Origin of the sequence: Microcoleus sp. LAD1_D5 (assembly GCF_036702115.1) — a bacterium.
In the GTDB taxonomy this organism is placed as follows: domain Bacteria; phylum Cyanobacteriota; class Cyanobacteriia; order Cyanobacteriales; family Microcoleaceae; genus Microcoleus.
In genome coordinates this window covers 88,064-102,460 of the sequence record NZ_JAUBSA010000011.1, presented here as the reverse complement: position 1 = coordinate 102,460, position 14,397 = coordinate 88,064, and the positions used below count along the sequence as shown (strand labels likewise).

At 45.6% G+C, this 14,397-nt stretch carries 15 protein-coding genes and 1 tRNA gene; 9 read left to right on the top strand and 7 right to left on the bottom strand.

All coding sequences use genetic code 11. The features are described 5' to 3' along the window. Positions 1–30 precede the first annotated feature (30 nt). Positions 31–999, bottom strand: coding sequence for a quinolinate synthase NadA (gene nadA / locus QUA70_RS07915; RefSeq protein WP_333335387.1), 969 nt, complete (start codon positions 997–999; stop codon positions 31–33). Between the two features lie 211 nt (positions 1,000–1,210). Between nadA and QUA70_RS07910 the strand changes: the two genes are divergently transcribed. After that, positions 1,211–2,128, top strand: coding sequence for a TIGR04168 family protein (locus tag QUA70_RS07910; protein ID WP_333335390.1), 918 nt, complete (start codon positions 1,211–1,213; stop codon positions 2,126–2,128). Between the two features lie 34 nt (positions 2,129–2,162). Further along, positions 2,163–2,247 (top strand) — tRNA-Ser (locus QUA70_RS07905). Positions 2,248–2,509: 262 nt separating this feature from the next. Here QUA70_RS07905 and QUA70_RS07900 read toward each other — a convergent pair. Both QUA70_RS07900 and QUA70_RS07895 read right to left on the bottom strand, forming a co-directional pair. Next, on the bottom strand, positions 2,510–2,890 hold the full coding sequence (locus tag QUA70_RS07900; protein ID WP_333346035.1) for a translation initiation factor: 381 nt from the start codon (positions 2,888–2,890) through the stop codon (positions 2,510–2,512). 108 nt (positions 2,891–2,998) lie between these two features. Next, positions 2,999–3,502 (bottom strand): hypothetical protein, encoded by a 504-nt coding sequence (locus QUA70_RS07895; RefSeq protein WP_333335396.1) that lies wholly within the window; start codon positions 3,500–3,502, stop codon positions 2,999–3,001. A 285-nt stretch (positions 3,503–3,787) separates the two neighbouring features. Here QUA70_RS07895 and QUA70_RS07890 point away from each other — a divergent pair, with 285 nt between their 5' ends. Both QUA70_RS07890 and QUA70_RS07885 read left to right on the top strand, forming a co-directional pair. Beyond that, positions 3,788–3,970 carry a hypothetical protein gene (locus tag QUA70_RS07890; protein ID WP_333346038.1) on the top strand — a complete coding sequence of 61 codons (183 nt, stop codon included), beginning with the start codon at positions 3,788–3,790 and terminating at the stop codon, positions 3,968–3,970. A 48-nt stretch (positions 3,971–4,018) separates the two neighbouring features. Continuing rightward, on the top strand, positions 4,019–4,537 hold the full coding sequence (locus QUA70_RS07885; protein ID WP_333346041.1) for a pentapeptide repeat-containing protein: 519 nt from the start codon (positions 4,019–4,021) through the stop codon (positions 4,535–4,537). Between the two features lie 255 nt (positions 4,538–4,792). Here QUA70_RS07885 and QUA70_RS07880 read toward each other — a convergent pair whose 3' ends face one another. Continuing rightward, positions 4,793–4,915, bottom strand: a complete 123-nt coding sequence (locus QUA70_RS07880) for a hypothetical protein (protein ID WP_006633228.1) — start codon at positions 4,913–4,915, stop codon at positions 4,793–4,795. 20 nt (positions 4,916–4,935) lie between these two features. On the opposite strand from QUA70_RS07880, the gene QUA70_RS07875 reads away from it, so the two are divergent. Both QUA70_RS07875 and QUA70_RS07870 read left to right on the top strand, forming a co-directional pair. Then, on the top strand, positions 4,936–5,547 hold the full coding sequence (locus QUA70_RS07875) for a DNA-3-methyladenine glycosylase (protein ID WP_333346044.1): 612 nt from the start codon (positions 4,936–4,938) through the stop codon (positions 5,545–5,547). Positions 5,548–5,596: 49 nt separating this feature from the next. After that, complete coding sequence (locus QUA70_RS07870; RefSeq protein ID WP_333027404.1) at positions 5,597–5,896, top strand: hypothetical protein; 300 nt, start codon at positions 5,597–5,599, stop codon at positions 5,894–5,896. A gap of 143 nt (positions 5,897–6,039) precedes the next feature. On the opposite strand, the gene QUA70_RS07865 is transcribed toward QUA70_RS07870, so the two are convergent. Next, positions 6,040–7,536: a glycosyl hydrolase family 57 gene (locus QUA70_RS07865; RefSeq protein WP_333346047.1), complete on the bottom strand. Its 1,497-nt coding sequence runs from the start codon at positions 7,534–7,536 to the stop codon at positions 6,040–6,042. A gap of 180 nt (positions 7,537–7,716) precedes the next feature. On the opposite strand from QUA70_RS07865, the gene QUA70_RS07860 reads away from it, so the two are divergent. From QUA70_RS07860 to QUA70_RS07850, 3 genes are all read left to right on the top strand, one after another. Beyond that, positions 7,717–8,445 carry an AIM24 family protein gene (locus QUA70_RS07860; protein ID WP_333346049.1) on the top strand — a complete coding sequence of 243 codons (729 nt, stop codon included), beginning with the start codon at positions 7,717–7,719 and terminating at the stop codon, positions 8,443–8,445. Between the two features lie 305 nt (positions 8,446–8,750). Next, on the top strand, positions 8,751–10,226 hold the full coding sequence (gene glgA, locus QUA70_RS07855) for a glycogen synthase GlgA (protein ID WP_333346052.1): 1,476 nt from the start codon (positions 8,751–8,753) through the stop codon (positions 10,224–10,226). A gap of 762 nt (positions 10,227–10,988) precedes the next feature. Beyond that, complete coding sequence (locus tag QUA70_RS07850; protein WP_333335909.1) at positions 10,989–12,038, top strand: Fe(3+) ABC transporter substrate-binding protein; 1,050 nt, start codon at positions 10,989–10,991, stop codon at positions 12,036–12,038. Positions 12,039–12,103: 65 nt separating this feature from the next. Here QUA70_RS07850 and QUA70_RS07845 read toward each other — a convergent pair whose 3' ends face one another. Both QUA70_RS07845 and QUA70_RS07840 read right to left on the bottom strand, forming a co-directional pair. Further along, complete coding sequence (locus QUA70_RS07845) at positions 12,104–12,625, bottom strand: pentapeptide repeat-containing protein (RefSeq protein ID WP_333335912.1); 522 nt, start codon at positions 12,623–12,625, stop codon at positions 12,104–12,106. A 29-nt stretch (positions 12,626–12,654) separates the two neighbouring features. Further along, positions 12,655–14,376 (bottom strand): iron ABC transporter permease, encoded by a 1,722-nt coding sequence (locus QUA70_RS07840; protein ID WP_333346055.1) that lies wholly within the window; start codon positions 14,374–14,376, stop codon positions 12,655–12,657. Positions 14,377–14,397: the final 21 nt, after the last annotated feature.

The window sequence follows — 14,397 nt, the reverse complement described above, 5'->3', positions numbered from 1 at the left end:
ACAATAAATTTACTTAAAAATAGCCAGCGGTTAGCTCATTTCTAGCATTCGCTGGATCGGCTGCAAGGCTGCTAGTTGAATATCTAGGGGCATGGTAATTTCGGGGGTTTGATTTTTTAGGGAGAGATACAATTTTTCCAAGGTATTTAATCTCATGTGCGGGCATTCGTTGCAAGCACAGTTATTATTGGTTGAAGGAGCGGGAATAAAGCGTTTGTGCGGAGCTTGCTTTTGCATTTGGTGAATGATTCCCGGTTCAGTCGCAACAATAAAAGCTTGGCTGGAACTAGCTTGAGAGTATTTGAGCAAAGCGGTGGTGGAGCCGATGTAATTGGCGTGGCGCAGCACGGGAGGTTCGCATTCTGGGTGAGCAATTATTTCGGCTTCGGGATTTTCGATTTTGAGTTGAACTATCTTTTTTTCTGAGAAGTTTTCGTGAACGATGCAGGCTCCTTGCCAGATTTCCATCTTTCTACCAGTTTGTTCCATGACGTAGCGGCCGAGATTGCGATCGGGCCCAAAAATTATCGGCTGATTTTCTGGAATTTGGTTGACAATTTTAACCGCGTTAGAACTGGTGCAAATTATATCGCTCATTGCCTTAATTGCGGCGGTACAATTAATGTAGGAAATTACTAAATGTCTTGGTCGATCGGCTTTGAAAGCTGCAAAGGCTTCGGGAGGGCAACTGTCGGCGAGGGAACACCCAGCATTTAAGTCTGGCAACAATACTAATTTGTCGGGATTGAGAATTTTTGCGGTTTCAGCCATGAAATGAACTCCGGCAAAAACTATGACATCGGCGCTGGTGTTAGCGGCTTTGCGGGAAAGTTCTAGGGAGTCGCCAATGAAGTCTGCGATGTCTTGAATCTCGGAGTCTTGGTAATAGTGGGCGAGAATGACGGCGTTCAACTCTTGTTTGAGGGCGTTAATGGCTGCAAACAAGTCGTCGGGCAGTCGGGTTTGAGTAAAGTTCGGAGCAGGTGCGGTGGTAAACACAGTTAGAATATTCCGGGGAAGGTGGCGAAGACAGCTAAAGTGTATTTTGAATTATAGTTGAATTCACCAAAAAGTGCTGGCTGTTCAGTGGAGCCAATCTAAAATCTCCAATCTCCAATCCAAAATATGCTGCGGGAGAGTGCAAAAATTGGTCGCTGTTTCCTATGCTGAGTAAGAAGGGGCTAGGGATCGATCGCACATGACAAATCACATGAATAAAGCTAAATCTATCAAAATTGCGGTGGTGGGGGACGTTCACGATCACTGGGAACCTGAAGACGGCGAGGCCCTCAAGCATCTGGGCGTGGATTTGGTGCTGTTTGTGGGGGATTATGGTAATGAGTCGGTGGAGGTGGTGCGGGCGATCGCCCAATTGGACATCGCGAAAGCAGCGGTGTTTGGGAACCACGATGCTTGGTACACGGCGACAGAGTGGGGCCGCAGTCAGTGTCCTTACGATCGTACTCAAGAAAATTGGGTAAAACAGCAGTTAGATTTAATGGGGGAAGCTCACGTCGGTTACGGGAAACGGGATTTTCCAGAATTGGGCGTAACTGTAGTGGGAAGCCGCCCGTTTACTTGGGGGGGATCGGAGTGGAAGTACGGGGATTTTTACTCGGAGTGGTTTGGGGTAGAAAGTTTTGAGGAGTCGGCGCGGCGCATAGCAGGGGCTGCGGCGGATGCCAATTGCGAAAATGTGATTTTTTTGGGTCACACGGGCCCTACGGGGTTAGGAGAGGCTCCTGAAGACCCCTGTGGGCGAGATTGGAAGCCGTTGGGAGGAGATTGGGGCGACCCGGATTTTGCGGAGGCGATCGATCGAACTCGGAGTTCTGGGAAGCACATACCTCTGGTAACTTTTGGTCATATGCACCACAAACTGCGGCACACGAAGCACGAGTTGCGGAAGTCGCTGGAGGTGAGTGCGGAGGGTACAGTTTATTTGAATGCGGCCAGCGTACCGCGAATTGTGGAGAGAGAGTGCTCGAAATTGCGGAATTTCTCGATCGTCCTGCTGGAAAATGGAGCAGTGTCGGAAGTGTCTCTGGTATGGGTAGGCGAAGATTTCGCGGTAGAAAGAGAACAAATTCTTTATCGCCGCACTGAATCTGCGGCTATTTGTAGTTAGAGACATTTGCTGGTATGATAAAATTTATGCACCGGGAGAGGTGGCAGAGTGGTCGAATGCGCCTGACTTGAAATCAGGTGAACCGCAAGGTTCCGTGGGTTCAAATCCCACCCTCTCCGTTTAACAATTCTCTTGTCCGTTAAGGGTTTCATATCATTTCCGGTTACACCGGAATGATGTTGACTGTTGACTGTTCACTGTCAACAGTCAACAGTCAACTCGAATTTACTATTCCGATGCTAAGGGATTTGATATCAGATTCTCTATCCCCTGAAGAGTTCCCTTTTCCGCTCATCTTTCGCTCACTCTTGGTATTTCCCCAAAAAAAACACCCCCGTAGGAGTGCTGTTGCTTACCAGGTAATTTTTCTAGCTAACTGACTCAACTAAACTCTTCGTCATCCGCTGGGTCGCCGTAGGGGTCTTCGCTGGCCGGACTAACGTTACCGAACATTCCAGCATCCGCTACGTAGTCAGCCGGGTCGCCGTAGGGGTCTTCGCTGGCTGGAGTCACGTTGCCGTACTGTCCGTAGTCGGTACCGGCGTAGTCAGCCGGGTCGCCGTAGGGGTCTTCGCTGGCTGGAGTCACGTTGCCGTACTCTCCGTACTCAGCCGGGTCGCCGTAGGGGTCTTCGCTGGCTGGAGTCACGTTGCCGTACTCTCCCGGATTTGAGGGATCTTCGTAATTGCCGTCAGCATCGACTTGCTCGCCGTCTGGTCCGAGGATCGCATTTTTTATATTCCGCAAAAATCCATCTACCATGATAAAGTTCCTCTTTTTTATGTGTTGAAAAATGGTTGTTTTAGATTGGGAATCCTAGATTTAATTGAAAATCAGGGAACCTGCAATCTAAAATCTCAAATGCTTAGACTACTGTGCCGGAACAGGACTTGTAGCTTCGGGCAAGGTAGTAAGGTCTCGACCGGTATTTTGGTTGTTGTACCCCTGGAATTCGCGGTAACGCGCTGCCTCGGACTCCGGAACTTTAATTCCTTCAGGGGGGGGCGTTACCCAGACCGGGCGATTCTGGGCATCGCGGTAGTAAACGCGACCGTTTTTGGAAAGGTAATGTTTTCCCTGCGGCCCCTTTTCTTGTTTATTTTTGTACTGATTGTAGATGTAGTAAAGGGCGGCTGCTCCTGCTAAAGTAATCCCTACTTTTTGAGCATTGTTCAGTCCTTTTTTTGCTTGTGGCGAAGGAGTGGAACCCCGATTAGTTTGCACTCCTCCAGCGCGAGTGTTGTCAACAGGACGCGGGGGAGGGGAACTTTCCTGGCTAGAACCGCAAGCACTCACAAAGGGAAAGGTCAGCAGCGTTGTCAGCAGCAGAGCCATGAAGCGCGATCTTTTGGGTTCGGATTTGATTGTGTTCATTGCCGCTCCGAATTGTCGGGATTATAGGTAGGGTGTGTTCTGGTGAGGTTGAGGAGCCTGACCTGCTGCCAACAATTTTTAGAGTAAATTAATTTCTCAAAGCAATTTGGACAAAAAAGTAGTTGCTGAGAACTTAATAGGGCAGGTACAGTATTGCGTTTGTACCTTAATTATCCTCAAGTCTGTCGAAAATTTCCTCTTTCCAGGGATATAAATAAAGTTTCTTTTATTTCAGTCTGCCGGTATATGCCAATGCGCGCCCTTGGGTAGCAATAAATTGCTTTTGTGGACTGCTCAAAGCGAAGTGAAGCAGACGGACGGGATGAGTCGGAAACTCAAAGCAGCACTGGCGAGGGAAAGGAGCCGGGATTTATAAGTCCGGCGGTGTTTAATTGCGCCGGACTGCTTGACTCAGATGCCGACAATTTTGTTGGGGAAATTCTGGAGAGGTCGATCGCCCTACTGTAGCAATATATTAACCGCAAAAGAAAGCTACGAAAGCTTTTCAGAAGTTTTATGAAATTTAAAAATTTACTTACTGCTGCTTTGTCGATCGCAGTTATATTTACTGCGGTCAAATATATACAGGCTTCAACTCAACAAAACCAAGTCAAGCAATTACTGGAAACCAAGCAATGTCCAGAATGCAATTTCAGCAATGCCAACTTGAAAGGACTTGACTTACAAGGATTTAACTTGCAGGGCGCGAACCTCGAAGGTGCTAATTTGTCAGGAACAAAATTAGCCAATGCCAACCTAAAAAATGCTAACTTAAATAAAGCCAACCTGACGGGAGCTGATTTGGGCTGTGCTGGCATCACTTTCAACCTTGAGGCTAATGAAAAAGAAGCAAATATGGATTTTAATGTCACCGCTGTTCCAGAACAGAATAACCCAGAAAATGCAGTAGTGGGTTTCAATATGAAAGCAACGGAGCAAGGAGCGACAATGCGTTTCAACCTGATGGGATGCGCTGATTTCTCAAATGCTAGCTTGCAAGAAGCTAAAATGCCCGATGGCAAAATTCACCCTTAGAGAAACTAGCAAATAAAACAACCTCTCATCATAGAAAGTCCGCAGTTACGAACTCATCTCCTTCTTCTTCTCTTCTCTTTTCTTCCTTCGCGTACTTCGCGCCTTCGCGGTTCAATAAATAATTCAATATTCTTCCACTGCGTTGCGGGCGCAAGGACATATACTTGCTTGACAACTGTTCCGCTAAAACAAAACAAAACCGCCGCCTGACTGACAGGCGGCGGTTTTTTTAAGCAACTAACTGCACGCCTAAAATTAGTGAGCAGAACCGTTACCGTGATACTTGTCCGTGTCGTAGAATCCGTTTTTTGTGCCGAAGAACAGACAGCAAACCGTGAAAACTGCTGTCAAGACTGCTAAAACTAACTTAACGTCCATAATTTACCTGCTGTTGTTGAGTGAGTGCAAATACTCAGATTGTAGAATCTTTTTGGCTGGCGCGGCCATCTACCAGCGTAGCGCCAGATTTGCTGGGCTGTACTCTGGTGCGGCAGTTTCCTGACGGCGAGACGATTCGGGGAATTATCGTGGAAACCGAAGCTTACGGCCCCGGAGACCCCGCTTGTCACGCTTATCGGCTGCGAACTCCTCGCAATGAGGTGATGTTCGGGCCTGCTGGTATGAGCTACGTTTACCTAATCTACGGGGTGTATCATTGTTTCAATGTCGTGACGGATGCAGAGGGAGTTGCTAGTGGTGTGCTGATTCGAGCTTTGCAGCTAGATGCGTTTCCCAAAGCCTTCTCGCACATCCCCGAAAAAAAGCGATCGCGCCTCGCCGCCGGGCCTGGGAAACTGTGTAAGGTGCTGGATATCGATCGAACTTTAAGCGTTTCTCCCTTGGGTGCAGGCCAACCGCTGCGGTTGGAACACCGCAGCGAGCAATTTCAGCAAGCTGTGGAGGAGGGTACAATAAATTTTGTGCAAACTACGCGGATCGGGATTTCTCAAGGAATTGATTTGCCTTGGCGGTGGTATGTAGGGAACTCTACGGCTGTGTCACAACTCTAGTAATGTCAAAGGTATCAGTGTAAATTTTGTCGCTTATCTTAGTGAAATTATGGCTTACTCTTCTGAAAATCCGATCGTACAACTAAAGAAATGCCTAACCCTGGTTCAGGATGTTAGCACTCACACCGAAGCCAACCGGGCATTCGAGCAATTGTGCGGGATTATCGATGCTGAAAACCCAATGGCGGCGCAACTTTTGGAGATGTTGTGGGAAGAAGCAATTATGGCAAGGCGATCGGCTTTATTTTGGCAACAAATGAGCGATGTTGAGAAAGATATGGCTAATAGAATGATGGAAAATATGACGCAGATGCGGCAGAATTATTTGCGGTTGATGCAGGAAATGTAGACAGTAATTGCTAAGTCCGTGTTTGTAATGAGGACTTTAGTCCTCTCTTTATCAATAAAGTTTTCTAGATGTAGGGTGCGTCAGCGCCGATATTTGATGCCGATCGAACAATTTGTTTCTGACGCACCTTACGATAAATTCTGCTATTTCATTAAAGCAGCGCCGCGGTTGTAAAGTTCCCGCGCGTAATCAGTCCAAGTTCCCTGTCCCCAATAGCGGAAACAGCTTGTTTGCAGCAGCAAGTTGTAAAGCAAAGCTTGTTGGTATTCAAACTGCTTGGTAACTGAAGCATCTTGCTGCACCAGCGGGTCGTATTTTTTGTGGAATGCAGCGCTGAGTAGATTCATCGGTTCCAAGACGTTTTCGTAGCCTTTCACCCAACTCAAATCGTTTGTCCAAGAAGCACCGTCCATGTGAAAATTGTGGTCTGTTTGCTTGAGTTGGGCGATCGCACTTTCGACTTTTTCCGGTGTAGCACTATCAGGATCGACTAGGTGCCAGATTTTGTGCTGGTTAATCCCCTGACAAACAGGATAATCTTCAGGATTAACGCCCGCCGCCTCAATTATTTCCAAATATTCAGTGCCGTTTAAACCAACAACACCGGATTTCCCCCCGCCTTGTTCGCGGTTTTCGTGCCAAGCTTTGACAAAGGCGCTGGGAAATTCATTCATCATCACGCCGCCATTTTCGCCGTCGGCAATCTGAGTCACTAAAGAAGGAACTGTGATATTGCCAATTTGCTGTTTATTGCGTCCTTTTGCTTCGTAATAAGGCTGCATTTGACCAACCAATTTCGTATCAGAACCTTGGGTTTTAATCAAAGCCGTGATGCTGATTGTTTCGCCGTGAGAATTGCGGGCGACTAAACGGTTGGGAATATATTTTTGGTCTTGCAACAATCCCGAACCGTCGGGATTTTCTACAGAATGTTCCTGCACCATCAGCCAGCGATAGCCACATTCTTTCAAAGCTTTGATGTATTCGTAAAGCGTATCTGGGTGATTGGGAAAGTGCATTTCTGGGGGCGAAAAACCTTTAACGCGCTTGAGAGCATCTATGCCAAAAATGGCTGCAAAATGATGTTGCCATGCTTGAATTTGGAGTTTGATGTCGGGAATGGGAGTTGAGGGAATGACGGCGTGACTCCACATTGTGCCCAGCCATTCTACGTGAGGTTGATATTGAGGATCGCAGGTAATCCGCTTGAGATTATCAAAGATATCGTCGCGTCCCATTTGGCGCAATCCCCATAGCAAATTCCCGGAATAGTCGAGCATAATTCGCGGGTTGCAACCTTCAGCAATCAGTTGTGGGATGAATTCTCCCATGCGAGAATAGCACCAAGCAAAGACTCCCGCGTTGTGATTGTCTCCTTGGTTGGGATGTTCAAACATATGCTGGAGATTGCAGATTAGTTCGCCGTTTGCACCTGCAGGAATTGTCGGTTGGTGCATATGCAGGGCGCAGGCGAATCCGGCTTGAATGTTTTCGAGGCGGAGGTTTGTGGCAGGTAGAAAGAGTGGTTCGTTGCTATTGGCGGCGGCACTGATTTCTGCTTCAAAGCCGCAAATATTGGGCAATCCTGAGTTGATTTCGTTTAAAATGGGTAAATTGGGAGATTGTGCGATCGCAGGCATAAATTTTTCTCAACAATTGTGGAGGGGCGCTGTCTGCTATTGCTAATATAGCTAGATAATTTAACAGTAGCAGAGGATGTCTGCAAAAGATAAATTTCCCAAGATAAGTCCGGCAGCACAGAATCTCCTAATCATGGGTCAAATGTTTAACACATTTCAAGTAAGTACGCGAGGTATATTATGAAATACGAAATCAAGGTTTTGGAACCAACGGATTTGTGGTATGTCCAAAATAATATCAATCCAGAAACCAACAAGTTTTATCATCCCACTAAGAATATTCCCCTCGTTCAGCAAGCGGAAATCAACTTGAACAATTCGGGAGTGATAATTCAAAAAGGTGCGCTGCATTGGTGTATGGGAAAATTGACTTCCGGTGTTTATAAAACGGATAACCGTTTGAAAGATATGTGGGTATCTTTGACAACGGAAATGGACTACAATGCTCCCGTATATCAAGGGACTGGTACGGTGAAACTGGAACCGAGACAAAAAGGGCATTTCCTGCATTATATGCCGATCGAGCTTTCGGATGCGGAGCAGTGGGAGTTTGATGATGGTATATTTCAGTTTTGTTCGGACAATGTAGTTATCGGTGCTAAAAAACTGAAATTCCGACAAGTGGCTGCTTCTAATGACGGTAGGTGGAGAATTGCTGTTACAGCTTTGCGCGAGCAAAAAGCTACTGTTGTAGCAGCTACAAGTTCACCAGCTAAGGTTGTCGAACTCAGACCAGGTGAAACTTTGATAGCTGATTGCGATTTGGTGAAAGGATTTACCAAGGGGATTGAAGAAGATTATCGAAAATTAGGTCATTTTGGCAAAGGCGGCGGGGAGGGTTATGTTTGGTTTTATCAGGGGAAAGGTAAATTGTTAGTATGTGAAAATGATGCTATGGGTTTGGGTTGAGTTATTTCATAGCGACCAAAGATTCGCTCGATGAAAAAGAATGGATTTGACAAATTAGTTTGATTTTTGCCAAACCTGGAAAAACAGGCGATCGATTACACTTTGGCACATTACGGACACGGCAGTGCCGTGTCCGTACCTGTATTTTAAGCAACAGTCCGATCGCCCAAATCCGTCTCAACATCCGCTAGCAGCCCGTATTTTCGCTGTATTCCCAATGGCCGACTTGCTTATCTGCCTAGAAATCATATACTTTGTCAAGTTAAGAAAATATTTTTTTGAATCACCAGGAGTAAGCAGGAAAAATGTACATAGTACAAATTGCCTCGGAGTGTGCCCCCGTCATCAAAGCAGGAGGTTTAGGCGACGTAGTTTACGGCTTGAGTCGGGAGTTAGAGAATTCCGGCCACTGCGTCGAGGTTATTCTACCCAAGTACGACTGCATGAGGTACGACCATATTTGGGGACTTCACGAGGCCTACCGGGATTTGGCTGTGCCCTGGTACGGCGGCGAAATCCTCTGTGATGTCTTGTGCGGCTGGGTGCACGGGCAGTTGTGTTTTTTCATCGAACCTCGCTCTCAAGATAACTTTTTTAATCGTGGCTGTTATTACGGGTGCAATGACGACAATATGCGGTTTGCATTTTTCAGCAAAGCCGCTTTGGAATTTTTGCTCAGAAGCAACAAGCGTCCCGATGTGATTCACTGTCATGATTGGCAAACTGGTTTGGTTCCAGTCATGCTGTTTGAAATTTACAAATACAATTGGATGGAAAATCAGCGAGTCTGCTATACCATTCACAATTTCAAACATCAAGGCATGGGAGGTGGCGATATTTTGCAAGCCACGGGTTTGAATCGAGATGATTATTATTTTGAGTACGATCGCCTGCGAGATAACTTTAATCCTTTTGCCATCAACTTTATGAAAGGCGGCATTGTTTACTCGAACTTTGTCACCACGGTTTCGCCGCACCACGCTTGGGAAGCTCACCTTGGCGAGTTTGGCTATGGTTTGGGCCACACATTGCATTTATATCAAGAGAAGTTTCGCGGGGTGCTCAACGGCATTGATTATGATGTGTGGAATCCAGAAAGTGATGGCTATATTCCGCACCACTACAATCAGAAGGATTTGGCAGGAAAAGCGAAAACTAAAAAAGCTTTGCGCGATCGGCTGTTCCTGCGCGATGCTGATAAGCCTATTATTACCTTTATCGGTCGTTTGGACGACCAAAAAGGCGTTCATCTCGTCCACCATGCAATTTATTACTCTCTGAGTAAGGGAGCGCAATTCGTGCTTTTGGGTTCCGCGACGGAAGCGGGAATTAACGCTCATTTCCAGCACGAAAAATACTTTTTAAATGACAATCCAGACTGCCATTTAGAACTAGGTTTTAATGAGGAACTGTCGCACTTAATTTACGCGGGTGGGGATATGATTGTGGTTCCCAGTAATTACGAACCCTGCGGGCTGACTCAGATGATCGGGTTGAGGTACGGTACTGTTCCTGTGGTGCGGGGAGTTGGCGGTTTGGTGAATACTGTGTTCGATCGAGATTACGACACCCGCCACCTCCCGGAAGAGCGCAACGGTTACGTGTTTTACCAAAGCGACTACGGTGCTTTAGAGTCGGCGCTCGATCGGGCGATCGGATTGTGGTATGACTATCATGATGAATTTGAAAAACTCATGCTTCAAGGCATGAATTGTGACAATTCGTGGAAATATCCAGCTAAAGACTATGTGGAAATTTACGAGCTAATTCGACACAAATAATCAGTAGGCTGCCCAGTGTGCAAATTACTAACTCTAGGGTGTGCACTGCTAGCCCGCTTCTTGAAGGCTGTTGAGTCTGGTTGCGAAGTCTAACAGTTGATACATGGCGGGGAGACGAATCGCCATGAGGTGCCTGTTGCTTTGTTTTTGGGAGGGCGAGGTTGTTTAAGGAATCTTTTTAAATTTACCTTATGGGCCAAATTTAATAAAACCTCTAAAAGTTGTTGTCGCTCACAATTAGTAAAAGCACTGTCTGCCCTCAAAGGGCAGACAGTCAGAAACTTACGGGGGATAGGGCTGGGGAGTTTTTGGAGATGTCTATTGCAAAGTTTTGTGATACCTAGTCGGCAAAAATTTCTGTCATAAATACAGTCCTGGACGCATCAAGAACTTCATAAGCAAATTTTTGGACGTAGCATAATAGCGGCATGATTTTGATTTTTTTTGTGGATGGGCCCATGAGCGCGAAGGCGTGTATTTTCAGAGCAGGCGGGACACCCTACAATAATCATCCTCAAATTGTGCAAGGCCAATTTTTTACCTAATCTGCGGGCTACAACACAGTCTTTTCGGAAAAAAACTGCTGCTTGAGCGAAGTCGAGACCGGATTTCTGACCACCAGCGCATCAGCCCTAAAATAGTTACGCTCTCGATCATCAAATAAGAATTACTTGCATTAATATAGTAAAGCACTGACTATAGATGGCTGTGGATGCACCATCGTGTCAATTATCAGATGAAAAAATCTATCATTATAGAACAATGAGCATTTCTCGGCGTATTTTTCTTGCCAGCGGTACAGCAATGGCTGTCGTGGCCGTGGGGGAACTAACCAAAAAAGCCCCTGTCGCAGCCCAAACCGGCACTCTCAACCTTTATTCAGCACGTCACTACGACACTGATAATGAGTTGTACCAAAGCTTCACCAAAAAAACTGGGATCAAGGTTAACCTCGTTGAAGCGGATGCTGACCAACTAATTGAACGGATCAGAAGTGAAGGTGCAAATAGCCCCGCTGATGTTTTCATCACGGTGGATGGTGGGCGTTTGTGGCGGGCCAAACAAGCAGGTATCCTACAACCCGTGTCTTCAACAGTCCTGACATCGGCAATTCCAGCAAGTTTGCGAGATCCTCAAGGTTTCTGGTTTGGTCTATCGCGCCGGGCACGGGTGATTGTTTATAACAAAAGCAAGGTGAACCCTGCCCAATTGTCAACCTATGAGGCGCTGACAGAACCTCGGTGGAAAGGCAAAGTTTTAGTGCGATCGTCCACTAATATCTATAATCAGTCTCTGGTTGGGGCTATGTTAGCCGCTCATGGAGCTCAAAAAACAGAAGCTTGGGCGCGAGGATTGGTGGCTAATTTTGCGCGTCCTCCAGAGGGAAATGATACAGCGCAAATCAAGGCGGTTGCTGATGGGGTAGGCGATATTGCCCTGGTTAATACCTATTATGTAGCTCGCTTAATGAAATCGAAAGATCCAGCAGAACAGGCGATCGCGGCGAAAGTAGGTGTATTTTTCCCGAACCAGCGCGATCGAGGTACTCACGTCAATATTTGTGGTGCCGGTGTAGTCAAAACCTCGCGTAACAAAGCAGGCGCGATCAAATTCTTGGAACACCTAGCCAGTCGCGAAGCGCAACAAATTTTTGCTAGGGGTAATTACGAATACCCTGTGATTTCAAATGTGGCGATCGATCCTACGGTTGCCAGTTTTGGTACATTCAAATCTGACCCTCTCAACCCTGATGTGTTTGGGAAAAATAACCCCGAAGCTTTAAAGATTGCCGATCGCGCCGGATGGAAATAGAAGCTTTTTGAACAAGAAGCTACTCTTTGTGATTCGGCGGTTGAAACCGCCGAATCCAACCAGCTTTAATTTTTAATTTTACCATCCGGCATTATAGCGCCTTTGAGGTTTGCCCCTTTGAGGTTTGCCCCTGTCAAATCAGCACTATTTAAGTCAGTTTCACTTAAATTGGCATTACTAAGATTGGCATTATTCAGTTTAGCCCCTCGCAAAAAAGCCCCCTTGAGATTTGCATTACTCAAATCAGCATTTGTGAGATCAGCGGCAGATAAACCTGCTTTTTCTAGAGAAGCACCTTTTAAATTTGCACCTTTGAGATTGACGCTATCGAGTAAGGCTTCATTAAGTTTGACCTTTTCTAGCATAGCACCTTCCAACTTAGCACCATTGAGATTAGCGCTGGTTAAATCCATGTCACTTAACTTGGTATCAGTCAGATCACATCCTGGACATTGCTTAGTTTTTTGTAATGTTTCGAGGGGACCAGCCGCCTGTTTTTCGCATCCAAAGGTGACAAAAATAGTAAGCAGTAAGAAAGAGATTGTGCTAGTAGTGCGGGTAAACATTGCTAAGTTTTTATTACTCATCTTGATTTTCAAAGGAATAATGGCAACAGTTAACTGTTAACTGTTAACTCTGTTGAAGACTTGCGCGATCGCGCAATTTTCCAACTTAATAAAATAACCGGTAACATCCCCACTAAAACAATTGCCAATGCTGGGCCAGAAGCTTCAGCCAATCGCTCATCTGAGGCAAGTTGATAAGTTCGCACAGCCAAGGTATCAAAGTTAAACGGTCTAATAATTATAGTAGCAGGTAACTCTTTCATGACATCAACGAATACTAACATCATGGCAGTTAGTAGACCTCCCGTCATCATTGGTGTATGAACTGTAACTAAAGTTTGCATAGGACTATAACCCAAACTTCTCGCCGCATCATCTAAATTAGGCTTAATTTTGCTCAAACTTGACTCCACGGCATTTAAAGAAACAGCTAGGAAGCGAACTATATAAGCAAATACCAAAGCTGCGATCGTACCACTTAACAACAAGCCTGTAGAAATCCCCAAGTTTTCCCGCATCCAACTATCAAATAGATTGTCAATTTTTCCAATGGGAACCATAATCCCCACTGCAATCACAGAACCAGGTACAGCATAACCCATTGCCGCAACTCTCGTCCCTAATTGCACTCCTAAATTAGGATATAACCGTAAGCCATAAGCCATAATCAAGGCAATAACTACGGCTAAAATTGCTGTCAGTGTTGCCAAAATTAAACTATGACGGGCAAACATCCAAAAGCGTTCATCTAAGGTCAATTGCCAATTCGCTAAGGTCAACTTGACTAAAAGACCGGCTGGCAATAAAAAACCAAAAAACAGCGGCATTAAACAAGCAATTACCGCTAAAATTTCCCTAATTCCTTTAAGCTGATAAGTTTGTAATTGGCGATAGCGGCTGCTAGCTTGATAATATTTAGTCCGACTTCGCGACCAGCGTTCTATTAAAATTAAACCCAGAACAAATAATAATAGCATCGCAGCTAGTTGATTTGCTGCAATTCGTTCTCCCATGCCAAACCAAGTCCGATAAATACCTGTGGTGAATGTATCAACTCCAAAATACTGAACAGTGCCATAATCGTTGAGAGTTTCCATCAAAGCCAGTGCTAAACCTGCAACAATTGCGGGTCTTGCCATTGGTAAGGCAACTGTAATAAAACTCCGCCAAGGGCTACAGCCCAGTATTCTACTAGCTTCTAGCGTACAAGTGGATTGCTCCAAAAAAGCAACTCTTGTTAATAGGTAAACGTAGGGATATAAAACTAAGATTAGCATTAAGATTGCTCCAGGGAGCGATCGCACGTTAGGAAACCAATAGTCTCCATAACTCCAGCCAAAAATAGAACGCAAAGCAGTTTGAACTGGGCCTGAAAATTCTAAAAAGTCTGTATAAGTATAAGCTAGCACATAAGCTGGGGCAGCTAAGGGTAACAGTAATGCCCATTCAAATACGCGACTGGCCCGAAAGCGACACATTGTTACTAGCCACGCACATCCTACGCCAATCACGACAACACCAAAACCTACACCGATCATTAACAATAAAGAGTTGACGATATAACGAGTTAAAACTGTATCGGTTAAATGTTGCCATGTATCTTTAGCTTCCAAAAAGATACTGGATAAGACACTGATCACTGGTATGGCGATCGGCAATGCTAAAGCGATAACCGCAAGTGTCCACCCACTAGCGGATAAACCGCGTAAGGTCGATCGCCATTGGATTGTGCTGATTGCTGTTTGCTGTAGTGATTTTTGGGAATTTTTCATTGCTAGTAAAAAGTCTAGCTT

Bases quoted from the DNA above. Each gene is read 5' to 3' on its own strand.
- glgA (WP_333346052.1), top strand. From the start codon at position 8,751: ATGTACATAGTACAAATTGCCTCGGAGTGTGCCCCCGTCATCAAAGCA.
- QUA70_RS07880 (WP_006633228.1), bottom strand. From the start codon at position 4,915: ATGGACGTTAAGTTAGTTTTAGCAGTCTTGACAGCAGTTTTCACGGTT.
- QUA70_RS07860 (WP_333346049.1), top strand. From the start codon at position 7,717: ATGAAATACGAAATCAAGGTTTTGGAACCAACGGATTTGTGGTATGTC.
- QUA70_RS07850 (WP_333335909.1), top strand. From the start codon at position 10,989: ATGAGCATTTCTCGGCGTATTTTTCTTGCCAGCGGTACAGCAATGGCT.
- QUA70_RS07900 (WP_333346035.1), bottom strand. From the start codon at position 2,890: ATGGTAGATGGATTTTTGCGGAATATAAAAAATGCGATCCTCGGACCA.
- QUA70_RS07870 (WP_333027404.1), top strand. From the start codon at position 5,597: ATGGCTTACTCTTCTGAAAATCCGATCGTACAACTAAAGAAATGCCTA.
- QUA70_RS07845 (WP_333335912.1), bottom strand. From the start codon at position 12,625: ATGAGTAATAAAAACTTAGCAATGTTTACCCGCACTACTAGCACAATC.
- QUA70_RS07840 (WP_333346055.1), bottom strand. From the start codon at position 14,376: ATGAAAAATTCCCAAAAATCACTACAGCAAACAGCAATCAGCACAATC.
- QUA70_RS07885 (WP_333346041.1), top strand. From the start codon at position 4,019: ATGAAATTTAAAAATTTACTTACTGCTGCTTTGTCGATCGCAGTTATA.
- QUA70_RS07895 (WP_333335396.1), bottom strand. From the start codon at position 3,502: ATGAACACAATCAAATCCGAACCCAAAAGATCGCGCTTCATGGCTCTG.
- QUA70_RS07910 (WP_333335390.1), top strand. From the start codon at position 1,211: ATGAATAAAGCTAAATCTATCAAAATTGCGGTGGTGGGGGACGTTCAC.
- QUA70_RS07865 (WP_333346047.1), bottom strand. From the start codon at position 7,536: ATGCCTGCGATCGCACAATCTCCCAATTTACCCATTTTAAACGAAATC.